Raw genomic sequence first — 19941 nt, 5'->3', positions numbered from 1 at the left:
AGTAGCCGTTGCGGATCACATCGTCGATGGCGGCCGATAACCGGCAAACTGCTTGGCCAGACTGGCCGCGTAGGAGTCGGTCATGCCGGAGATAAAATCCAGCGTTCGCATATAACTGTCGTACAAACTCCAGTCCGGCTGCGGGGCTGAGCCACCCATCAATTCCAGCAAGCGGGCGTTACGGAAGGTCGACCGCTTTTCCGTGGCACATTCCTTGGCTGCGGTCAGAAACGCTTCCAGCAGCGTACCAAGCGTTGAATAGGCACCAATCTCAATGGTCAGTTTGCGGCCATCCCGGAAAATACGTTCACGAGCCAATTGCTTGGCACTGGCAACCGCGTGTTTCACCGCCGTGGGGCAATGCTGAATGATGTCGCCTTCCAGTGTCCCGGCCAGTAGTGCCTGTTCGTTACGAATGAAACTGGCACTCACCGCTTGCACCATCACTTCCATGGCGTAGCCGCGCAGTACCTGCAATTTACGGCGATCGCCGTCTTCGTTGGCAATGTCTTCTGACACTTGCTCCCACTGATCCTGTAGCAAGGGAGCCAACAGGTCTTCGACTTCCTGATAGCGCAACAGCCCGACTTCGACACCGTCTTCCAGATCAATCAGGCCATAACAAATGTCGTCAGCGGCCTCGACCAAATACACCAGCGGATGTCGGCACCAGCGGTCTTCACCACGCTTGAGCAATCCCAGCGCACCCGCGACTTCCCGCAAGATAGGCAGCTCGGACTGGTAACAACCAAATTTCTTCGCCCGCCCCTGAATCACTTCCTCAACGCTCCAGGGGTATTTCAGAAACGAGCCCAGCGTGGCGTACGTCAGCCGCATGCCGCCCTTGAAGCGGTTGTATTCCACCTGAGTCACCAGTCGCAGTCCCTGGGCGTTGCCTTCAAAGGTCATCAGGTCGTGCTTCTGATGATCGCTGAGGCCCTCCAGCAAATGCTGATGTTTGTCTTCCATAAACCAGTGACGAATGGCGTCCTCGCCGCTGTGGCCGTATGGCGGATTGCCAATATCGTGGGCCAGACAAGCCGCCTGTACGACTGCCCCCAAGTCACTGGCGTCCATACCGTTCGGCAAACGCCCGGCAATGGCAGCGCCGACCATGGTACCCAGTGAACGCCCCACACAGCCCACTTCCAACGAATGGGTCAAACGGCTGTGCAAATGATCGTTTTCCGTCAGGGGATGTACCTGGGTTTTGCGGTTCAAGCGCCGGAACGCCGACGAGAAGATGATGCGGTCGTAATCCTTGTGAAAGGGCGTGCGGCCCAGGTCCAACGCCAGCCGCGCCTGGGTTTCACCGAACCGCAACGGCGATAACAACTGCGACCATTGCATGCAGGGGGTGGCACTGTCGTTCACGTTCGCTCTCCTTGTTTTGCGTTCAGCACATGATGAGCCATCACAGTACCTCACCACGCAGACCCATCACACACGTACAGCCGTTAAATATCGTTGTGCAACAGGCTGCTCATAGTCAGAAATCCATTACAAGCCCGTAAATGGCCACTTCGACCAAGGTATAGAGCCCTTCTTTCAGCTTTTTAATCCTCTGATTTTCAAGGCATTTCGGGCCAACCAAATGCAAAAAACGGGGTTTCCAAAGGGTTTATACCAAGGTCTATCTGTCGGTTTTCTGAGCGGAACTGCTAGGTTAAACACAGTCTGGAATATTCAGTTCCCTGTGGGTACCGAATAGCCCTGGATGCCTTAAGAATAAAAACATTAGGAGGGGTTATGGCTTTCAAGTCTGACGACGATAAAAAAGCCTACTGGCGCAAAAACATCAATCTGATGATTGTGCTGTTGGTTATCTGGGCAGTGGTGTCGTACGGTTTCGGCATTCTTCTGCGTCCTGTTCTCGATGCAATTCCTGTCGGTGGTGTGGGTCTTGGCTTCTGGTTTGCCCAGCAAGGCTCGATCTATGTGTTCCTTGCCATCGTGTTCTTCTACGCCAAAAAAATGCGTGACCTCGACCGTGAATACGGCGTGGACGACGACTGATAACAAGAATTAAAACGAGGATACACCCATGGATTTGACGACCTTAACCTACATTGTTGTAGGTCTGACCTTCGCCCTGTATATGGGCATCGCGGTATGGGCCCGAGCGGGAACCACTGGCGAATTCTACGCAGCAGGCGGCGGTGTTCACCCGGTTGCCAACGGTATGGCCACCGCGGCCGACTGGATGTCTGCAGCTTCCTTCATCGGCATGGCCGGTCTGATTGCCTTCAAAGGCTACGACGCTTCCATCTTCCTGATGGGCTGGACCGGTGGCTACGTGCTGCTGGCGCTGTGTCTGGCACCTTACCTGCGCAAGTTCGGCAAGTTCACTGTGCCTGACTTCATTGGTGACCGTTACTACTCCAAAACAGCCCGTATCGTGGCGGTTGTGTGTCTGATCGTTGCTTCCCTGACCTACGTAATCGGTCAGATGAAAGGCATCGGTGTGGCCTTCTCCCGCTTCCTCGATGTGGACTACGCGACTGGCCTGTACTCCGGTATGGGTATCGTATTCTTCTACGCCGTATTGGGCGGTATGAAAGGCGTAACCTACACCCAGATCGCGCAATACTGCGTACTGATCTTCGCTTACACCGTACCTGCCGTGTTCATTTCCCTGAACCTGACTGGCAACCCTCTGCCACAGCTGGGCTTCCTGTCTGATACTGCCGATGGCACGCCACTGCTGGTGAAACTGGATCAGACGCTGGTTGACCTGGGCTTTGCTGAATACACCGCACAGAAAGGCGGCACCTTCAACATGATGATGTACACCCTGTCGCTGATGTTCGGTACTGCCGGTCTGCCACACGTGATCATCCGTTTCTTCACCGTACCGAAAGTATCCGATGCCCGTGTTTCTGCTGGCTGGGCTCTGCTGTTCATTGCGATTCTGTACACCACTGCGCCTGCTGTAGGCTCCATGGCTCGTCTGAACCTGACCAATACCATTCAGAACCCTGCGCTGGAAATTGGTGATCCGGAGGCCAACCTGGTCTACGCCGACCGTCCGGACTGGTTCAAGAACTGGGAAACCACCGGTCTGCTGCAGTTTGAAGACAAGAACGGTGACGGCCGCATCCAGTACTACAACGACAAGAACCCTGAATTTGCTGCCAAGGCTGAATCCTTCGGCTGGGAAGGCAATGAAATGGTGAAAGTGGACCGTGACATCATGGTACTGGCCAACCCTGAAATCGCCCAACTGCCAAACTGGGTAATTGCTCTGGTGGCTGCGGGTGGTCTGGCAGCTGCACTGTCTACCGCTGCGGGTCTGCTGCTGGCGATCTCTTCTGCCATCTCTCACGATCTGCTGAAGAGCACCTTCATGCCACACATCAACGAGAAGCAGGAGCTGATGGCTGCGCGTCTGGCCATGGCCGGTGCGATTGCAGTAGCCGGTTACCTGGGCCTGAACCCACCGGGCTTTGCGGCTCAGGTGGTGGCATTGGCCTTCGGTCTGGCAGCATCGTCGATCTTCCCGGCGCTGATGATGGGTATCTTCTCTTCCCGCATCAACAACACCGGTGCTGTGGCCGGCATGCTGGCCGGTCTGCTGTCCACGCTGGTGTACATCTTCACCTACAAGGGCTGGTTCTTCGTAACCGGTACCAACATGCTGCCTAACACACCAGACAACTGGTTCCTGGGCATTGCACCGGAAGCCTTTGGTGCTCTGGGCGCACTGATCAACTTTGTGGTGGCCTTCGTGGTAACCAACATGACTGCACCAGTGCCGAAAGAGATTGAAGAAATGGTGGAAAGCATCCGCGTACCGAAAGGTGCCGGCGCTGCTCAGGATCACTGATCCACCGAACCACTCTGAAGCAACACCCTTGAAGCCCCGGCCAGTTTTGGTCGGGGCTTTTTTGTTGGTGATTGGCATAGGGGACGTCGGGTGTCGGGTGTCGGGTGTCAGGTGTCAGGTGTCAGGTGTCAGGTGTCAGGTGTCAGGTGTCAGGTGTCAGGTGTCAGATGTCAGATTTCAATGTCTTCCACCAGCGAACAATCCGCCATCACCACCCGGTTACGGCCGCCCTGCTTACCTTCATACAGCGCGTTATCCGCTGCCTTGATCATACTGGTCTGATCACACACCCCGCCATGACAGGCTGCCACACCGATGGTAACCGTGATCGGGTCGCTGACGCCTCGTACCGACATTGCCTGAACCACCAGACGCAGCTTTTCAGCAACCTCGATGGCTTGGGACGGTGAGGCATTGGCAAGCGCCACAATAAATTCCTCGCCGCCGAATCGCGCCACCAGATCAGAGCCACGAATGGAGCTTTTCAGGCGTTCGGCCACCTTGATCAGGCACTCATCACCGATGTCGTGACCATAGCGGTCGTTGATGGTTTTGAAATGATCAATGTCGAGCAACAGCAGGCTCAGGCCTTCGTCATCCTGACGCTGCTGATTCATCAGCCGCCGCATGGCATTGGAGAAACCGCGCCGGTTCAGCAGGCCCGTTAATGGATCACTGTTGGCCAGATCGACCAGCTCCTGATTGAGGTTACGGGTACGCTTGAGAAATGTCAGGCCAAAATAGCTACCGGCAATAACCCCAAGGATCATCCAGAACCCACGCGGCAATGCCTTGGCGGCGATCCAGGGTTCGCCCGACAAATCCATCACTCGCGGGCCTGCAATCATCATGGCTATGATGCTCAGCACCAGTACTGCCGCGGCCGCCAGCGACTCGATACGGCCGCCTAGTAGCGCAGCCCCCATCGGCACCAGTGGTAACAAACACCCGAATTGGCTGTTCACACCGCCGGAGACCAGCAGCAGAGGCAGCAGACTGAATATCGCCACCGCCAACATGATCCAGATTCCGTGGTTGGGGAAAAGACGCGACCGAATAGCCACATAAGCGGTTGCCAGAGCCACCAGATTGGCCAGTCCCAACCAGGTAAACACCGGTGACAAGGTCACCACCAACGGCCGCAGCAGAGTGCCCAACAGCACCAGAACGAAAGCCAGACGGCAGAAGCCCAACAGCATATTCTGATGCGTCTGGCGCTGAATGAGGGTCGGCAATTCAGGCATAGGTGGCAACCTTGAAGGGGGGCCGCAAGCGGCTTTCGGGCTGATACATTAGCTGTTACCTTCTGACAGACTGAATAACACGCCACGCTCTCAGCCGTTCCCACACGGGACTCACTGAAAGCGCTGGCAGCTCGGTAAAACGATCTTCAATCGATACAAGGACACCCAATGCGCGCGGCTTTTCTGGATGCTGACTCTCTCGGCGATGACATCAATCTCGATCCGATTCGTGAACAAGTCAGCGAACTGGTGCTGTACGGAACCACATCGCCACAACAACTGACCGAACGCTTGCAAGGTATTGATCTGGTCATTACCAACAAGGTCCGGATTGATGCCGACGCCATGACTCACCTGAAAGGTATTCTCGTGGTGGCGACAGGCATCAATAATATTGATATGGACGCAGCAAAGGCCGCTGGGGTTCCTGTTCTGAATGCCCTCAATTACGGAACAGACTCTGTCGCCCAGCACACACTGATGCTGTTGCTGGCGCTGGCAGGCCGTTTACCGGCCTATCAGCACGACTTGCGAGCTGGTCAGTGGCAGCAAAGTCCGTTCTTTTGCCTGATGGGACGAGCGACAACACAACTGGCTGGCAAGCAGTTGGTGATTGTGGGGTCGGGCACCCTCGGCAATGCCGTTGCACGGCTGGCCGAAGCTTTTGGTGTAAAGGTTCAGTTTGCTGCCCGTGCAGGAGCCGCCAACGACCCCCGCCCGCCTTTATCGTCCTTGCTGGCGGAGGCGGATTTTGTCAGCTTTCATTGCCCATTAACGGAATCCACTCGACATTTATTGAATGAAGAGTCACTAAAAACCATCAAACCCGGCTGTGTGGTGGTGAATTGTGCCCGTGGTGGGATCATTGATGAGGCAGCCTGCCTGAACGCGTTGCGTCAGGGCCAGCTGGGTGGATTGGCGGTGGATGTATTGCCAGAAGAGCCGCCGGTTAACGGCCATGTGCTGCTGGACGCCATGGGCGAAGACCTGAACCTGATTGTGACGCCACACAACGCCTGGATTACCCCGGAAGCCCGCCAGAACATCGTTCGACTGACGGCGGAAAACATCGCCAGCCTGAAATAAATCAGGTCTTTTTAAAGCCGCTGAGTTTGATATACATAAGCGCTGTAGAAATCACATCGCCCATGGCGGTGTGACGTTCTACCATCGGCACTTGCAGATCCTTCGCCAGCCCTTCGAACCGCAAATCCAGATGCACTTCGTGAATATGATGACGGCGCTTGGCCTTCACATACAGCTCCGATACTTCGATAAACCGGTTCGGTAGTTTGAAGCCGTACAGCTGCTTGATATAGCGGTTAAGAATGGCGCGGTCGTACTCGATATAAAACCCGCAAATCGGTCGATTACCAATAAACGCCAGCAACTGCTCGATGGCGTCCTCAACCTCAATGCCCGCCAGTCGGTCTTCCCGTCGCAGGTAGTGAATACGCACGGCATCCGGGTCGGTCACTGCGTCGGAGCGGATAGTCAGGTCCAGCGCTTCGGTCAGAAAGATTTCATTGCCCTTTACGCGCACCGCCGCAACGCTCAGCAACTCGCCCTTTTTCTTGTCAAAGACGCTGGTTTCGCAATCAAGCACCACCACTTCATCCCCACCATAGGGCTCCGCCATGAAACTCCAGCGTCCTTGTGGTCGGGACCGGCCCGGTAAGTGATCTTCAAACCAGCGTCTTAACATCGTCTAACCACCGTTCAAAAGCTGTCCAGATGGAAGTGCTGGGTCAGCAACTGCTTGAATTTTTTCACCCGGTGCAAGGCATGGCGCAGCATATTGCGATCGACACTGCGCAATTGGTTAACATCGAGCTGCTGACTCAGCCCCCGTTCGCCGCCGTCACGCTCCAGCTGCTGACGCAAACGAATGCGCAAAAAGAAAATCAGCGCGTCACGCAGCCCCTGCACGGTATCGGCGTCCAGCACCTCTCGCTGCTTCAGCAGTTCCAGTCGCTCTAGCGTGCCACATTCATCGATCGCGTGTTCAAACGCCAGTGAGCGAATGCCATGCACCAGCGGAAAGATGCCGCCCTTCTTGATATCGATCTTGCCGTCGTCTTCACGAATGTTGCCAAGGAACGTCAGTGGCGTCTCGAAATTGAGCGCCTGCTTGGCGAAGCGCGCCGAAGCAATGCTGTTGCGCAGGGACTCCAGCTGCCAGCTCTGCTTCACCGGCTTGAATAACTCGGGGTTACCGCACACCGGTTCGGCATCCATAAAAATGGCCATGTTCATCATGTTTTCCGGCTTGCCGGACTCCAGCCAGCGTTTGACCTTGCCCTGCCAGCCTTCCACCGTATTGATCCACATATCGTTAACGAACATCACCCCACCGGGACACGGCGGATAGCCAAAATCCAGCAGCGCCTGATGCAGCTGTTGCAGCAACGGTAGCACTGCTTCCTTGTCGTGTTCGTCTTCCAGAATGATGGCGTTGTCCTGGTCGGTTTTCAGAATCTGCTCGCCACGACCTTCACTACCGAGCACCAGAATGCACACCGACTTGCGTAATCGCTCGGGGAAAATCAGCTCGAACGCTTTGTTGATCAGGCGGCGATTCAGCGTCGTAATCAGCTCGGTCAAGGCGGTAATTTTCACCCCTTGACCATTGAGGGTTTCGATCAGGGTTTCCAGTCGCCCGGCCGCCACCACCAGCTCTTTCAGCGAGCGCGACTGATCGATCCGCATGGCAATAATGTGAGAATGGGTCGAGAAGGTACTGAGCATGTCCATCAGCTCCAGCAAGCCGACAATCTGCCCTTCGCGGCGGACGATCACCCGTTCGATCTGGTGCTGGGTCATTTTCAGCAGGGCGCTGAACAAAAACTCGCCGTATTCAACTTCAATGAGGTTGAACTGGGCCACATCGACCGCCTTGCTCTGTTTGGTTTTATCCCCCAGCAAGGTAGCCTTCAGTAAATCGGTGCCGGTGATGATGCCGATTTCCTGACCGTTACGCACCAGTACCGCATCCTGCTTTTTGTCGAACATCATTTCGGCCACCCGCGACAGCTGGGTCTGGGCCGAAACGTACGCCGGTGTGCGAATCACATCACCATCGACCCGCGACAAAATAAACTCCGACACACTGGAATCCTGGCGCTCAACCATCGACTGTTGGGTACCCAGGTCGGTGTTGAAGTACACCGAAAAGTCGTCGGATTGCTCCACCAGCTGAATAAAGTCGTCGGCACGTAACAGGTAGCAGAGGGTTTCTTCCACCGCGACATAACGGTGCTTGCAGCCGCTTTCCAGCACCGCCCGCACATCGAACAGGTCTTCCTTGCCGTATTGGCTGAACACCCGATTGTCGGCCGGGTCGATCTCTTCCACCACGCCCTTGTAAACGATGTAGACACCGGGTGCAGCGGCGCCAACATCAAGAATGGTGGCCCCCGCCGCGAAAAACACCAGATCGAGACGACGGGTCAGCCATTCCAGCTGTTCGTTGGAAAGGAAAGTAAACGGTGGTTGGTTGAGGTTGATCTGGATCGTCATGGCGACTCCGTGGCAATCGACCATTCGGCAACGGACGCCGAGCCTGAACAGCTCCGCATCCTTTTAGCCATCTTTATTATTTTCACTAATCCCTAACCCTCCAAGTCTCATCCAGCCACTAGCCAAACACCATATGACCAAAGAATATGGCGATGGGGGACATCTATTTAATCCTGCACGACTCTGCGCGAGCGTTGCCGTTGTTCAGGGCAAGGCGACGAATGCAGCGGAATGACGAACCTGTCCGGCCGAGTCTTTCCAAGTTCGTCAACACCGCACTGGGCGACGGTAACCCGCGCCCTGCGGGGGCTGCCGGATGATCTCGACTCTGTGTCGCCGACTTTTGACTTGACCCGTCAGGCCTACAAGTCGGCTTCGTGATTCGAAACCATCCGGCAGCCCAGAGTGAGCACCGGATTAAATAGATGCCCCCCGATCGCGGAAGACGCTGATACAGAGCAAGCAAAGCAAACACCCCACAGGGGGATGTTGCTATGATGTCGGCATTCAAGGTCGAACGACAGCCTGCGGATCAGGAGTCGAGCCGCCCCAACCTCCCAAAGCGCAAGAAGGATTTGCATGATACCCGTTTGGCAGCTGGTCATTATCTCGGCCCTCTACATCGCCACCCTGTTTGGTATTGCCTGGTATGGCGACCGCCGCGCCCAATGTGGCCGCCCAATTCACAACACCGGGTTTATCTATTCGCTGGCATTGGCGGTGTACTGCACCTCGTGGACCTTTTATGGCGCAGTGGGCCAGGCCGCATCGAACGGTTGGGTATTTCTGTCGATTTACCTTGGGCCGATCATTTTTATCACGGTGTTCTGGCGTTTGCTGGCGAAGATTGTGCGTATCGCCAAGGAAAAGCGCATTACCTCGATTGCCGACTTTATTGCCACACGCTACGGCCGCGACCACACCCTGGCGGTGCTGGTAACCCTGGTCGCCATTCTTTGCGTGGTGCCCTACATCGCGCTTCAACTGAAGGCCATTTCAACCACCTTTGAGCTGCTGACCCTGCCGCTTGGACGCGAGCCCGACGGGGTCCAAACCTTCTGGGAAGATACCGCCTTCTACATCAGTCTGGCGATGGCGTCGTTTGTGATTATCTTTGGTACCCGCGACATCGATGCCAGTGAGCAGCACCCCGGCATGATGCTGGCGATCGCCTTTGAATCACTGCTGAAACTGGTGGCGTTTGTGGCCGTCGGTTTATGGGTCTTCAGCTACCTGTACGACTCCCCCGCCGACCTACTGGAATTAACCGAGGAAGTACTGCCAGACCACCCGCTGATGCACAGCGACCTGATCAGCCTGTCGTTTATGCTGCAAACCCTGCTGGCCGGTTTTGCCATGCTAGCGCTACCAAGACAGTTTCAGGTGTCGGTGATTGAAAACGAGTCCATCCGCCACATCAAAACCGCCCGTTGGCTGTTCCCCTTGTACCTGTTGCTGATGATGATTTTTGTGGTGCCAGTAGCACTTACCGGCCATCTGTTTATGCAGGATATCGGCTTCTCACCCGACACCTATGTGCTCAGCTTGCCCGTGGCGCTGGGCCATGAGTCGCTGGCGATCATGGCCTTTATTGGCGGCGGCAGTGCCGCAACCGCCATGATCATTGTCGCCACCATTGCCATCAGCACCATGGTGTCGAACGAAATGGTGCTGCCAGCGCTGTTCCGCCAGCGGGGACAGGAAGACCTGCAACGCTCGAGTCAGGTACGTAACCTGATTCTGACCGTACGCCGACTGGTGATTCTGGTGATGATGCTGGGCTCTTATCTGTTCTATCGGCTGGTTGGCCAGTTCGATTCTTTGGCGGCCATTGGCATGCTGTCGTTTGCGGCCGCCGCCCAGTTTGCTCCGCCGTTGATCGGTGGTTTGTTCTGGCAAGGAGGCAATCGTCAGGGTGCCATTGCCGGTTTGCTGGCAGGCACCAGCGTGTGGTTCTACGGCCTGATGTGGCCATTCATCACCCAAACCGTACCCGGTATGGAAGGCCGCCAGCTGACCGAAATGGCCGTTGGTATGGACATTGACGACTTCAGTGTCGGCGTCCTGATGAGCCTGGCCGCCAACGTGTTTTTCTACTTTCTGTTTTCCATCGTCACCAATGCCTCGGTGCGGGAACGCATGCTGGCCGGTGACTTTACCTCGGCTCGTTCGCTCAATCAGCCCGGCGATCTGGCGCCGGCATTCGACTGCAAGGTCGACGACGTACGAGTGGTGCTGGAGCGGATTCTTGGTTTCAGCAAGTCGGAAGACTTCTTCAACGACTACCAGTCCCGCCATGGCATTCAGTACAACAATGCCCACGCCACCGCCTCCTTGTTGCAGGAAGCCGAGAAGCTGCTGGCGTCGATCATGGGGTCGTCGTCAGCGCGGGTTATTTTTTCAACCCTACTGGGCGGCGAACGCATCCAGATCCGCGATCTGGCCTTTTTGGCATCGGAAGCCAGCCAAGCGTTTGCCATGAGCCGCGACCAGCTGCAGGCCGCGGTAGAGCACCTGCAACAAGGGGTCAGCGTGGTCGACCGCGACCTCAATCTGGTCGCCTGGAACAGCCGCTATCTGGAAATTTTCAATTACCCTGCGGGGTTTATCCACACCGGCAAACCCATTCAGGAAGTGATTGCCTTTAACGCCGGACGTGGCTTTTGTGGCTCTGGGGAGATTGAGGAGCAAGTAAGCCGACGGATGGATTTTCTGCGCCATGGCTCGGCCCATGCGTTTGAGCGCTCGTTACCCAACGGACAGGTCATTTACATGCAAGGCCACCCAATGCCGGACGGTGGCTTCGTTACCAGTTTCACCGACATTACCGTTCACCGTCAGGCGGAACAGGCATTACGGGAAGCCAACACCTCGCTTGAACGACGGGTGGAAAAAAGTACCGCCAAGCTCGACGACCTGACCGCTCGACTGATTGAAGCCAACCACTCCAAAACCCGCTTTTTGGCCGCCACCAGTCACGACCTGATGCAGCCCTTGAACGCCGCCAAGCTGTTTGCTTCCACACTGGCGCAAAAACAGCTAAACGACGAACAGCAGCAGTTGCTCGATCACCTGGAGGGGGCGCTGCAATCCTCCGAAGACGTGCTATCAGTGCTGGTCGAAATCGCCAAACTGGATGCCGGTGCCATGGAACCCGGCGTCCACCCCATTGAGCTGGCGTCGGTGCTGAAACCACTGACCGATGAATTTACGGCACTGGCCGCCGACAAAGGACTGAGTCTGACGGTTCGGCCGGTGCAAGGGCTTTGGGTCAGCAGCGACTCCCACTGGCTACGCCGCATCATTCAGAACCTGATCAGTAACGCCGTGCGCTACACCGAGCATGGCAAGGTGTTGGTTGGCTGCCGCAAGCGCGGCGATAACGTCATGATTCAGGTGTGGGATACCGGCATTGGTATTCCGGAGCACAAGCTGGTGGATATTTTTGGTGAGTTCAAACGCCTCAACGAAGGCAAGCAGGACACCAAAGGGCTGGGGCTGGGACTGGCCATTGTCGAACGCATGGCCAAACGCATGGGGCACGATATCAAGGTGCAGTCGAAACCCGGCAAAGGCACCTGCTTCAGCATCACAGTGCCGTTGGCGGAACCGCAAGCCAGTGTCGCAACGACTGCGACGCCAACCCCGATGGCAAGCAGCAGCTTTACCGGCATGCCAACCTTCTGCATCGACAATGACCCCGAAGTGCTGGCCGGCATGGAAGCGCTGCTCAATACCTGGGAATGTGATCTCTATGCCACCGATTCATTGCAAGGCGCCCGCGATATCCCGTTCAAGCCTGCCATCATGCTGGCCGACTATCAGCTGGACAACGACGAGACCGGCTTACAAGCCATGAACTGGCTACGTGAGCATTTCAACGACCCACAACTGCCCGGCATCCTGATTTCCGCTGATCCACGGGATTCGGTTGCTAACGAGGCACGTGAGCTGGGTTATTACTTCCTCAAGAAACCGATTCGTCCGGCGGCTCTGCGAGCGGTGATTCGCAAGATGGTGAGTCAGTAAGGCCGTACAAACAACGGCCCAGAGGCGATAACAGCAGGCTGGGAGCAAACCGCTCCCCCTGCAAACAACGCTCAGCTGGCCGGCTGGCTGGCACTGATCTGCTGTTCTGGTTTTTCAATATCAAGGCTTTGAACGGCAATCACGGCCTGTGTGCGGGTACGTACGCCCAGCTTGCGGAAAATCGCCGTCACATGGGCCTTGATGGTGGCTTCACTGACGTCCAGATCATACGCAATCTGCTTGTTCAGCATGCCCTCAGACATCATGGTCAGCACCCGGAACTGCTGTGGGGTCAAGCTGGCCAGACGGTCGGCCAGATCCAGTGCGCTCTGGTTTGGCTGATGCTGATGACGACGTGCCGCCTCCGGCAAGTAGATATCACCTTCCAGCACCTTCTGAATCGCCACGGCAATGTTTTCCAATGGTGCCGATTTGGGAATGTAACCGGATGCCTGATGATCAATGGCCTGACACATCAAGGCAGGGTCTTCTGCCGCAGATACCACAATCACCGGAATCTCCGGGTAATGCGAGCGCAAGAACACCAGTCCTGAAAAACCGTGAGCCCCCGGCATTTGCAAATCCAGCAGCACCAGATCGGCGTCGGTGTGTTCTTCAACCAGCTTTTGCAGGTCTGGCAGGGATTCTGCCTGAGGTATTTCGGCGTCGGGTACCAGTTGCTTCACCGCCTGCTGCATGGCAGTGCGGAACAAAGGATGGTCATCGGCAATTATTATTTTATTGGCTAACTGCATTGGTCCTCCAGAGCGAACAGCAAAAGGCCGTTACTTAATCCTGGCAACGTCTCTGTTGCTGACGTCCGACACTAGTAGCATTTTCTACAAAAAACAACGCCGGTTGCAGATAATCTGCAACCGGCGTTGAAAGGATACTCACAAGACACGGATTGGATCAGCGGTTCTTGCGGTTATCAACAAGTACATCAACAACAGATGGGTCAGCCAGCGTGGACACATCGCCCAGCGCATCGTGCTCGTTGGCGGCGATCTTGCGCAGAATACGACGCATGATCTTGCCAGAGCGTGTTTTCGGCAGTCCGGGAGTGATCTGAATCAGATCCGGAGTAGCAACCGGGCCAATCTCGGTACGAACCCACTTGCGCAGCTCTTGCGCCAGCTCGTCACTCGCTTCCTCGCCTGAGTTCAGGGTTACGTATACGTAGATGCCCTGCCCCTTGATATCGTGCGGGTAGCCAACCACAGCAGCCTCAGCCACTTTCGGGTGAGCAACCAGTGCCGATTCCACTTCTGCGGTACCCATGCGGTGACCGGATACATTGATCACGTCATCCACACGGCCGGTGATCCAGTAGTAACCGTCTTCGTCACGACGGGCACCGTCACCCGTGAAGTACATACCACGGAAAGTGGAGAAATAGGTCTGAACGAAACGCTCGTGGTCACCGTACACGGTACGGGACTGACCCGGCCAGCTGTCGATCATCACCAGGTTACCTTCAGTGGCACCTTCCAGAATCATACCGGTGTTATCCACCAGCGCAGGCTGCACACCGAAGAATGGACGGGTCGCAGAACCCGGCTTCAGTGCTGTTGCACCTGGCAGCGGCGTAATCATGATGCCGCCAGTTTCGGTCTGCCACCAGGTATCCACGATCGGGCAGTTCTCTTCACCGATGGTCTTGTTGTACCAGTCCCAGGCTTCCGGGTTGATTGGCTCGCCCACAGAACCCAGCAAACGCAGGGAAGAACGGGAAGTGCCTTCAACCGCCGCAGTGCCCTCTGCCATCAGGGAACGGATAGCCGTTGGTGCGGTGTACAGGATGTTGACCTTGTGCTTGTCAACAATCTGGCTCCAGCGGTTGATCGCCGGGTAGTTTGGCACGCCTTCAGAGATCAGCGTGATACCACCATTCAAAAGCGGGCCGTAAATCAGGTAGGTGTGACCGGTAATCCAGCCCACATCCGCAGTACACCAGTACACGTCACCATCGTGATAGTCGAACACGTACTGATGCGTAATCGATGCCCACACCATATAGCCGCCAGTGGAATGCACCACACCTTTTGGCTTGCCGGTGGAGCCGGAGGTGTACAGGATGAACAGTGGATCTTCGGAGTCGATCGGCTCTGCCTGATGGTGTTCAGAAGAGACGGCGATCAGGTCGTGGTACCAGACGTCGCGGTGGCCATGCCAGGCAACGTCAGAACCGGTACGTTTGACGACGATGACTTTTTCCAGCGACTTGATGGCCGGGTTGGTCAGGGCTTCGTCAACGTTGGCTTTCAGAGCCACTTTTTTGCCAGCACGAACGCCTTCGTCGGAAGTGATCACAACCTTGGCGTTGGAGTCTTCAATACGGCCAGCCAGTGCTTCCGGAGAGAAACCACCGAACACCACCGAGTGAACCGCACCGATACGGGTACAGGCCAGCATGGCAACTGCGGCTTCTGGAATCATTGGCATGTAAATGCAGACAACATCACCACGGTTCACACCCTGGCTGCGCAGGGCATTGGAGAAGCGACATACTTCTTCGTGCAGCTCTTTATAGGTGATGTATTTGCTTTCGTCCGGGTTATCGCCTTCCCAGATGATCGCCGTCTGGTCGCCACGGGTTTCGAGATGACGGTCAAGACAGTTGTACGCCATGTTGGTGGCGCCGTCTTCAAACCAACGGATGTCGACGTTGTGGTCGTCGAAGGATACGTTGCGAACCTTGGTGAAAGGACGCATCCAGTCGATGCGCTCCAGCGCCTGCTCACGCCAGAACCCATCCGGGTTGACTACAGACTGCTGGTACATTTGCAGGTACTTGTCGTTATCGATCCAGGCCGAGTCGGCAAACTCCGGCATTACCGGATAAACCTTCTGGTCGCTCATCGCGTTCTCCCCTCTACTTATTATGTGTAATCGCGAATCCATATACGCAGGACAGTGTCGCCAGCCGCTTTGCATTCATATTGGTCATTGCTACCGGTCGGCAACATTAGACAATGGTCTATTCGCGCCTGCGGCCTTGGGGACGCCCCAAAACCGCCGCAAAAATTCCCTTCCTGACAGCTCCAAGCCCATGATTCAGAAAGATTTTTCAAATCGAACGCACGATAGCCAAAAGAAACCGTCAAAATGCACAACCCTCAAGGCCACGCATTCCTGAACAGCGGCAAACAACGCCAGTTCACTGTTAATAAAGGACCCTCTGAATAACTCTGCACAGCTCTGCGCGAGTCCTGCAGGTTGTCAGAACAAGGCGGCGAATGCAGCGGAATGGCTAGCCCTTTCCAAATTCGCCAACACCGTTCTGGCGAACTGAAGGCCGCGCCCTACGGGGATGACAGGGCATCGCTGACTCTGTGTCGCTGATTTTTGACTTGACCCATCAGGCCTTCAAATCAGCTTCGTGATTCAGCTTCGCCCTATCATCCAGAGTGGGCACCGAGTTATCCAGAGGGCCCTTGGGACCGAGATTAGCACTGCCAACGGTCAGATCTGTAGCAGCCTTTCAGGTGATTCGGGTCGTATTAAGTAGTTATACCAAGCAGCCAGAGAGCCAGTACTTTGGTATTGGATTAATATAAAAAACACTCGATAAATATTAGTTCTGATATACAGGATATGAACGCAATTCACATATTGGAAAAATAAAACCGTTACATTGCGTAAAATATCATTTAACAATAATTCCATGCATTCAGTGAGTGATTAAAGCGCCATTAACGGCTAACCAAACACCTACTTATCATGTGTTAATTGTTCATATCACAGGAACAATTTTTTGACGCCGATCAATTGACAAAACACTTAGCAAACTCAATAGCCTGATAATCTTTCCGATCGCCATGACAAAGCCCGCCCTTCATGGCTCAAAATCCGTTATCTTGACACTTCTTTACCATTTAAGCCCCAGCAACGGGAAAAGTGCCAACCAGTTCACATCTCTCATTTTCACGGCTTAATAGCACCATCAGACGAACAATAAGGCCATCAAAGAACCATTGTCTAACCCCACCATTCAATCTTTTTTGGATTGTCCGACCATATTACGAATGTAACGTTTTACATGCTAAGAATCGATTACTGACAATCTTGCCAACCAATTGACTACGATTCGTTACATTACATACTATTGCCTGCCGATTTTTATAACTCCGTAACAGGTTCAAGCAGATACAAATCGCCATGTGCAATAAGAAGTGCGAATTATTTACATACGCAATGAAAGCTCCGGTGCTCAGCATCGGGGCTTTGTTGCGTTTTGTATTTGCATGGATGGTGTTCAGTATCCTTTCCGTTTCCAGCGCACAGGCAGATACGCCAGTAACGTTGACGGAAACCTTTGCGGGGAACATGGACTTTGCACTGACCGGTGGCAGCTTTAGAGCAGGACCTGACGCAGATGGCTTAGAGTGCGATGCTATTCAAGGTGCTTCCACATCGACACTGACCGTCCCTAATGGCGCCAACATTGAAGCAGCATTCCTCTATTGGTCAGGGAACGGAGAAACCGCCGACACTACCGTTAGCCTCAATGGAGTTCCTGTTACGGCCGACCGCGTCTACACCTCGGTTATATCCGAGCAGGCATACGTTTATTACGGCAACACTCTTTACTACTACCAAGGTAACGGCGTTGACTATGATTTCACTTACTTTTCTGGAAAAGCAGACGTCACCAACCTGATTTCGTCAGGCACTTCATCCATATCAGTGTCCAACCTGAGTTTCACCAGCGGAAAAGAGGGAAACCCTTACTGTCCGACAGCAACAGTCTATGGTGGCTGGGCTTTGGTTGTCGTATACGAACAAGCCAGCGAGCCCCTGCGCGTTGTAAACATCTTTGATGGTTTCCAGATGTTTCAGGGCACGTCGATTACCCTGCGTCCGGACAACTTTATTATCGATAGCGATCCTGGTCAGAAAGAAGGCCACCATGCGCACATTACCTGGGAAGGTGATGCGGGCAACTCCCAGTCCAACAACAATTCCACGGAAGACCTTTACTTCAATGGTAACGAGCTGACCGATGGCAACAACCCGGCGCAAAACCAGTTCAACAGCTATTCCAACCAGGTTGGCTCAACCAACGGGGTTGATATCGACAGTTATCAAGTGGGCCAATACCTGACCGAAGGTGACACATCCGCAACCACTATCTACTCCTCGGGCCAGGATCGCGTGTTCCTGTCGGCAGAAATTCTCAGTGTGCCCAACAAGACCGTTGCCGACCTGCAGTTAACGTCTTCTGGTTCTGTCGGCGTTGTGCGCGGCAATAGCGCCACCTACACACTGACCACCACCAATAACGGTCCGAGCAATGCGCCAAGTGGTACCGTTATTACCATTCCACTGACGGACGGTTTGACTCTGGACTCGTTCTCCGGCAACAGCTGGAACTGTTCTGCGACGACCAGCCTGATTACCTGTACGTTAAACCGCTCTATCAGCGATGAAAGTACGGCTCCTGCCCTGACGCTGTCGTTGGGCACTGCGGCAACCACACAAACCAGCCTGAACCTGACCGCTACGGTCAATGGTGTGGAATTCGACAACAAGAGCAGCAATAACACAGCCACTCTGGCCATGACCATTGGTGCACCAGACCTGTCAGGCTCTACCAAGGAGTTGGATACAACTGATATTGGCTCCTCGATCAGCGCTGGCGATACCCTGACTTATGTGATCACCCTGAATAACTCGGGCAGTGCTGATGCAGAAGTTACAGTCACCGACCATCTGCCAGCAGAGTTTGCCAGCTTCCAGGTAACCGCTATTCCGAGCGGCGCTTCCGTCGCCAGCTTCCCTGCCCCTGCTGGTAACAACGGTGCAGGCTATTTCGTTGTTTCCGGTGCTGATGTCGCCGCAGCAGGCAGCGCCACAATCACCGTGCAAGCCACTCTGAATGAATCGGTTGCCGAAGGAACATCCATCACCAATACCGCAACCATAAATGATGGCATCAATGCCGATGTCAATGTCAGCTCTTCGCCTGTGGTGGTCGGCCAGGCGCTGTCGACCACCGGCAACAAACCGCTCTACTTACAAATGGATAACAGCCTCACACGGGTAGCATCAACAGACACCACCAGTAACTTCACCATCAATAGCGGTGGCTATGAGGTGTTCCAGTTGGCAGCGCTTCAAACAGATTTACGCATTGATACGTCACAGGCCATTGCGGTTCAGCTGTGGTTGAACTCACCAGGTGGCCGTGGAGGTGGTGGTAATCGTACTCATGAGGTGGGTGTCGGTCTGTATATCGATGGCGTAGCAGGCTCAGGTACGGCCATTGCTGAATGGTTTGATGGCGTATCCGTTAGCCGTAATGGTTACAACCTGAACACCATCAGCATGCCGATTTCTACCGGCGCACCAACCGTCATACCTGCGGGTAGCGTGCTTAATTTTGTTGTTTATCAACAACAAAACGACAATAGAACAATGAACCTGCGGATGGCGCAAGGCAGTGGTTGGCAAAACGCCTCTTACGTGGCCTTGAACTCATACACCATCATCAATATTGATCAGCTGGGTGCCTATACAGATGCCTACCCTGCAGACTCCAAGCTTACTGAAGTGATGGAAACCTCGTCGGTTTACTTCCGCGCCGTCGTGTCTGATCCATTTGGCTATGAAGACATTACCGAAACCCGCTGGACCATCACCGATAACAACGATAATGCCATTGTTAATAATGAAGTAATTACCCCAATCGCCTCCTCCGGTGCAATTAAGGTCTATCAATTCGGCCCCTACACCGTTGCCGATGACACAGCCATTGGCGACTGGACGCTTTCTGTTACTTCCCTGGAAGGTGACGAAGGTATGGTCACTGCCAAGCGCACCGCCATCGTTGAAGTCGTTGGCCGCCCAGAGCCTGTGGTGATCAAAACCGTCGAAGCACAGTGGGACCCGGTCAATCTGTTTGATAACCCAAAGGCCATTCCAGGCAGCTATCTGGTGTACACGTTGACCGTTCGCAACGAAGGTGACGGCGAAATCGAAGCGGACACCATTGCTGTAGTTGACCCTGTCGAGAACCTGGTGCCGCTGTTTGTGCAAGGCAACCTCGACCAATCCAGTTCTGCGCCATTTGTGTTTACCGATGGTGCTGTGTCCAGTGGTTTGTCATTCAGCTTTAACGCGCTGGACGACAACTCGGACGATATCGATTTTTCCACAGACGGAAATGACTTCACGTACGACCCCAGTGCCGATGTTGACGCAGAAGGATTCAACGCCAATGTCAGCCACATTCGTTTTACCCCCAAAGGCACCATGAATGCAGCCAGCGGGACGCAATACCCAGAGTTCACGCTCAAATTCAAAGTAAAAGTCGAGTAG

Annotated in this window: 11 protein-coding genes; 5 read left to right on the top strand and 6 right to left on the bottom strand. The window is 54.7% G+C overall.

The window, feature by feature from the left end; translation table 11 throughout:
• Positions 1-15: 15 nt before the first annotated feature.
• Positions 16-1350 (bottom strand): deoxyguanosinetriphosphate triphosphohydrolase, encoded by a 1335-nt coding sequence (locus ACXADJ_RS18950; protein ID WP_475069140.1) that lies wholly within the window; start codon positions 1348-1350, stop codon positions 16-18.
• A 399-nt stretch (positions 1351-1749) separates the two neighbouring features.
• On the opposite strand from ACXADJ_RS18950, the gene ACXADJ_RS18945 reads away from it, so the two are divergent.
• The gene (locus ACXADJ_RS18945) at positions 1750-2016 is read left to right on the top strand and encodes a DUF4212 domain-containing protein (RefSeq protein WP_475069091.1); all 267 of its coding nucleotides are present in this window, start codon (positions 1750-1752) and stop codon (positions 2014-2016) included.
• A 28-nt stretch (positions 2017-2044) separates the two neighbouring features.
• Complete coding sequence (locus ACXADJ_RS18940; RefSeq protein WP_475069090.1) at positions 2045-3826, top strand: sodium:solute symporter family protein; 1782 nt, start codon at positions 2045-2047, stop codon at positions 3824-3826.
• Positions 3827-3996: 170 nt separating this feature from the next.
• Here ACXADJ_RS18940 and ACXADJ_RS18935 read toward each other — a convergent pair whose 3' ends face one another.
• Positions 3997-5070: a GGDEF domain-containing protein gene (locus ACXADJ_RS18935; RefSeq protein WP_475069086.1), complete on the bottom strand. Its 1074-nt coding sequence runs from the start codon at positions 5068-5070 to the stop codon at positions 3997-3999.
• A 168-nt stretch (positions 5071-5238) separates the two neighbouring features.
• On the opposite strand from ACXADJ_RS18935, the gene ACXADJ_RS18930 reads away from it, so the two are divergent.
• Entirely contained in the window at positions 5239-6156 is a 918-nt protein-coding gene (locus ACXADJ_RS18930) for an NAD(P)-dependent oxidoreductase (protein ID WP_475069084.1), read from the top strand.
• Between the two features lies 1 nt (position 6157).
• On the opposite strand, the gene ACXADJ_RS18925 is transcribed toward ACXADJ_RS18930, so the two are convergent.
• Both ACXADJ_RS18925 and ACXADJ_RS18920 read right to left on the bottom strand, forming a co-directional pair.
• Positions 6158-6775 (bottom strand): 3'-5' exonuclease, encoded by a 618-nt coding sequence (locus tag ACXADJ_RS18925; protein ID WP_475069082.1) that lies wholly within the window; start codon positions 6773-6775, stop codon positions 6158-6160.
• A gap of 14 nt (positions 6776-6789) precedes the next feature.
• The gene (locus tag ACXADJ_RS18920; protein WP_475069080.1) at positions 6790-8589 is read right to left on the bottom strand and encodes a DUF294 nucleotidyltransferase-like domain-containing protein; all 1800 of its coding nucleotides are present in this window, start codon (positions 8587-8589) and stop codon (positions 6790-6792) included.
• Positions 8590-9168: 579 nt separating this feature from the next.
• Here ACXADJ_RS18920 and ACXADJ_RS18915 point away from each other — a divergent pair.
• A complete protein-coding gene (locus ACXADJ_RS18915; RefSeq protein WP_475069078.1) occupies positions 9169-12618 on the top strand; it encodes a PAS domain-containing hybrid sensor histidine kinase/response regulator in 3450 nt (1149 codons plus the stop codon).
• A gap of 71 nt (positions 12619-12689) precedes the next feature.
• Here ACXADJ_RS18915 and ACXADJ_RS18910 read toward each other — a convergent pair whose 3' ends face one another.
• Both ACXADJ_RS18910 and acs read right to left on the bottom strand, forming a co-directional pair.
• Positions 12690-13373: a response regulator gene (locus ACXADJ_RS18910; protein ID WP_475069075.1), complete on the bottom strand. Its 684-nt coding sequence runs from the start codon at positions 13371-13373 to the stop codon at positions 12690-12692.
• A 157-nt stretch (positions 13374-13530) separates the two neighbouring features.
• Positions 13531-15480 (bottom strand): acetate--CoA ligase, encoded by a 1950-nt coding sequence (acs, locus tag ACXADJ_RS18905; RefSeq protein WP_028293104.1) that lies wholly within the window; start codon positions 15478-15480, stop codon positions 13531-13533.
• 1905 nt (positions 15481-17385) lie between these two features.
• Between acs and ACXADJ_RS18900 the strand changes: the two genes are divergently transcribed.
• Positions 17386-19941 (top strand): hypothetical protein, encoded by a 2556-nt coding sequence (locus tag ACXADJ_RS18900; protein ID WP_475069072.1) that lies wholly within the window; start codon positions 17386-17388, stop codon positions 19939-19941.

Source organism: Oceanobacter sp. ABM4_470, assembly GCF_056158645.1.
This window is presented reverse-complemented; position numbering and strand designations above follow the sequence as displayed.

Coding starts and splice junctions, on each gene's coding strand:
- ACXADJ_RS18950 (WP_475069140.1), bottom strand. CDS start 1,350: ATGCAATGGTCGCAGTTGTTATCGCCGTTGCGGTTCGGTGAAACCCAG.
- ACXADJ_RS18935 (WP_475069086.1), bottom strand. CDS start 5,070: ATGCCTGAATTGCCGACCCTCATTCAGCGCCAGACGCATCAGAATATG.
- ACXADJ_RS18920 (WP_475069080.1), bottom strand. CDS start 8,589: ATGACGATCCAGATCAACCTCAACCAACCACCGTTTACTTTCCTTTCC.
- ACXADJ_RS18930 (WP_475069084.1), top strand. CDS start 5,239: ATGCGCGCGGCTTTTCTGGATGCTGACTCTCTCGGCGATGACATCAAT.
- ACXADJ_RS18915 (WP_475069078.1), top strand. CDS start 9,169: ATGATACCCGTTTGGCAGCTGGTCATTATCTCGGCCCTCTACATCGCC.
- ACXADJ_RS18925 (WP_475069082.1), bottom strand. CDS start 6,775: ATGTTAAGACGCTGGTTTGAAGATCACTTACCGGGCCGGTCCCGACCA.
- ACXADJ_RS18910 (WP_475069075.1), bottom strand. CDS start 13,373: ATGCAGTTAGCCAATAAAATAATAATTGCCGATGACCATCCTTTGTTC.
- ACXADJ_RS18940 (WP_475069090.1), top strand. CDS start 2,045: ATGGATTTGACGACCTTAACCTACATTGTTGTAGGTCTGACCTTCGCC.
- acs (WP_028293104.1), bottom strand. CDS start 15,480: ATGAGCGACCAGAAGGTTTATCCGGTAATGCCGGAGTTTGCCGACTCG.
- ACXADJ_RS18945 (WP_475069091.1), top strand. CDS start 1,750: ATGGCTTTCAAGTCTGACGACGATAAAAAAGCCTACTGGCGCAAAAAC.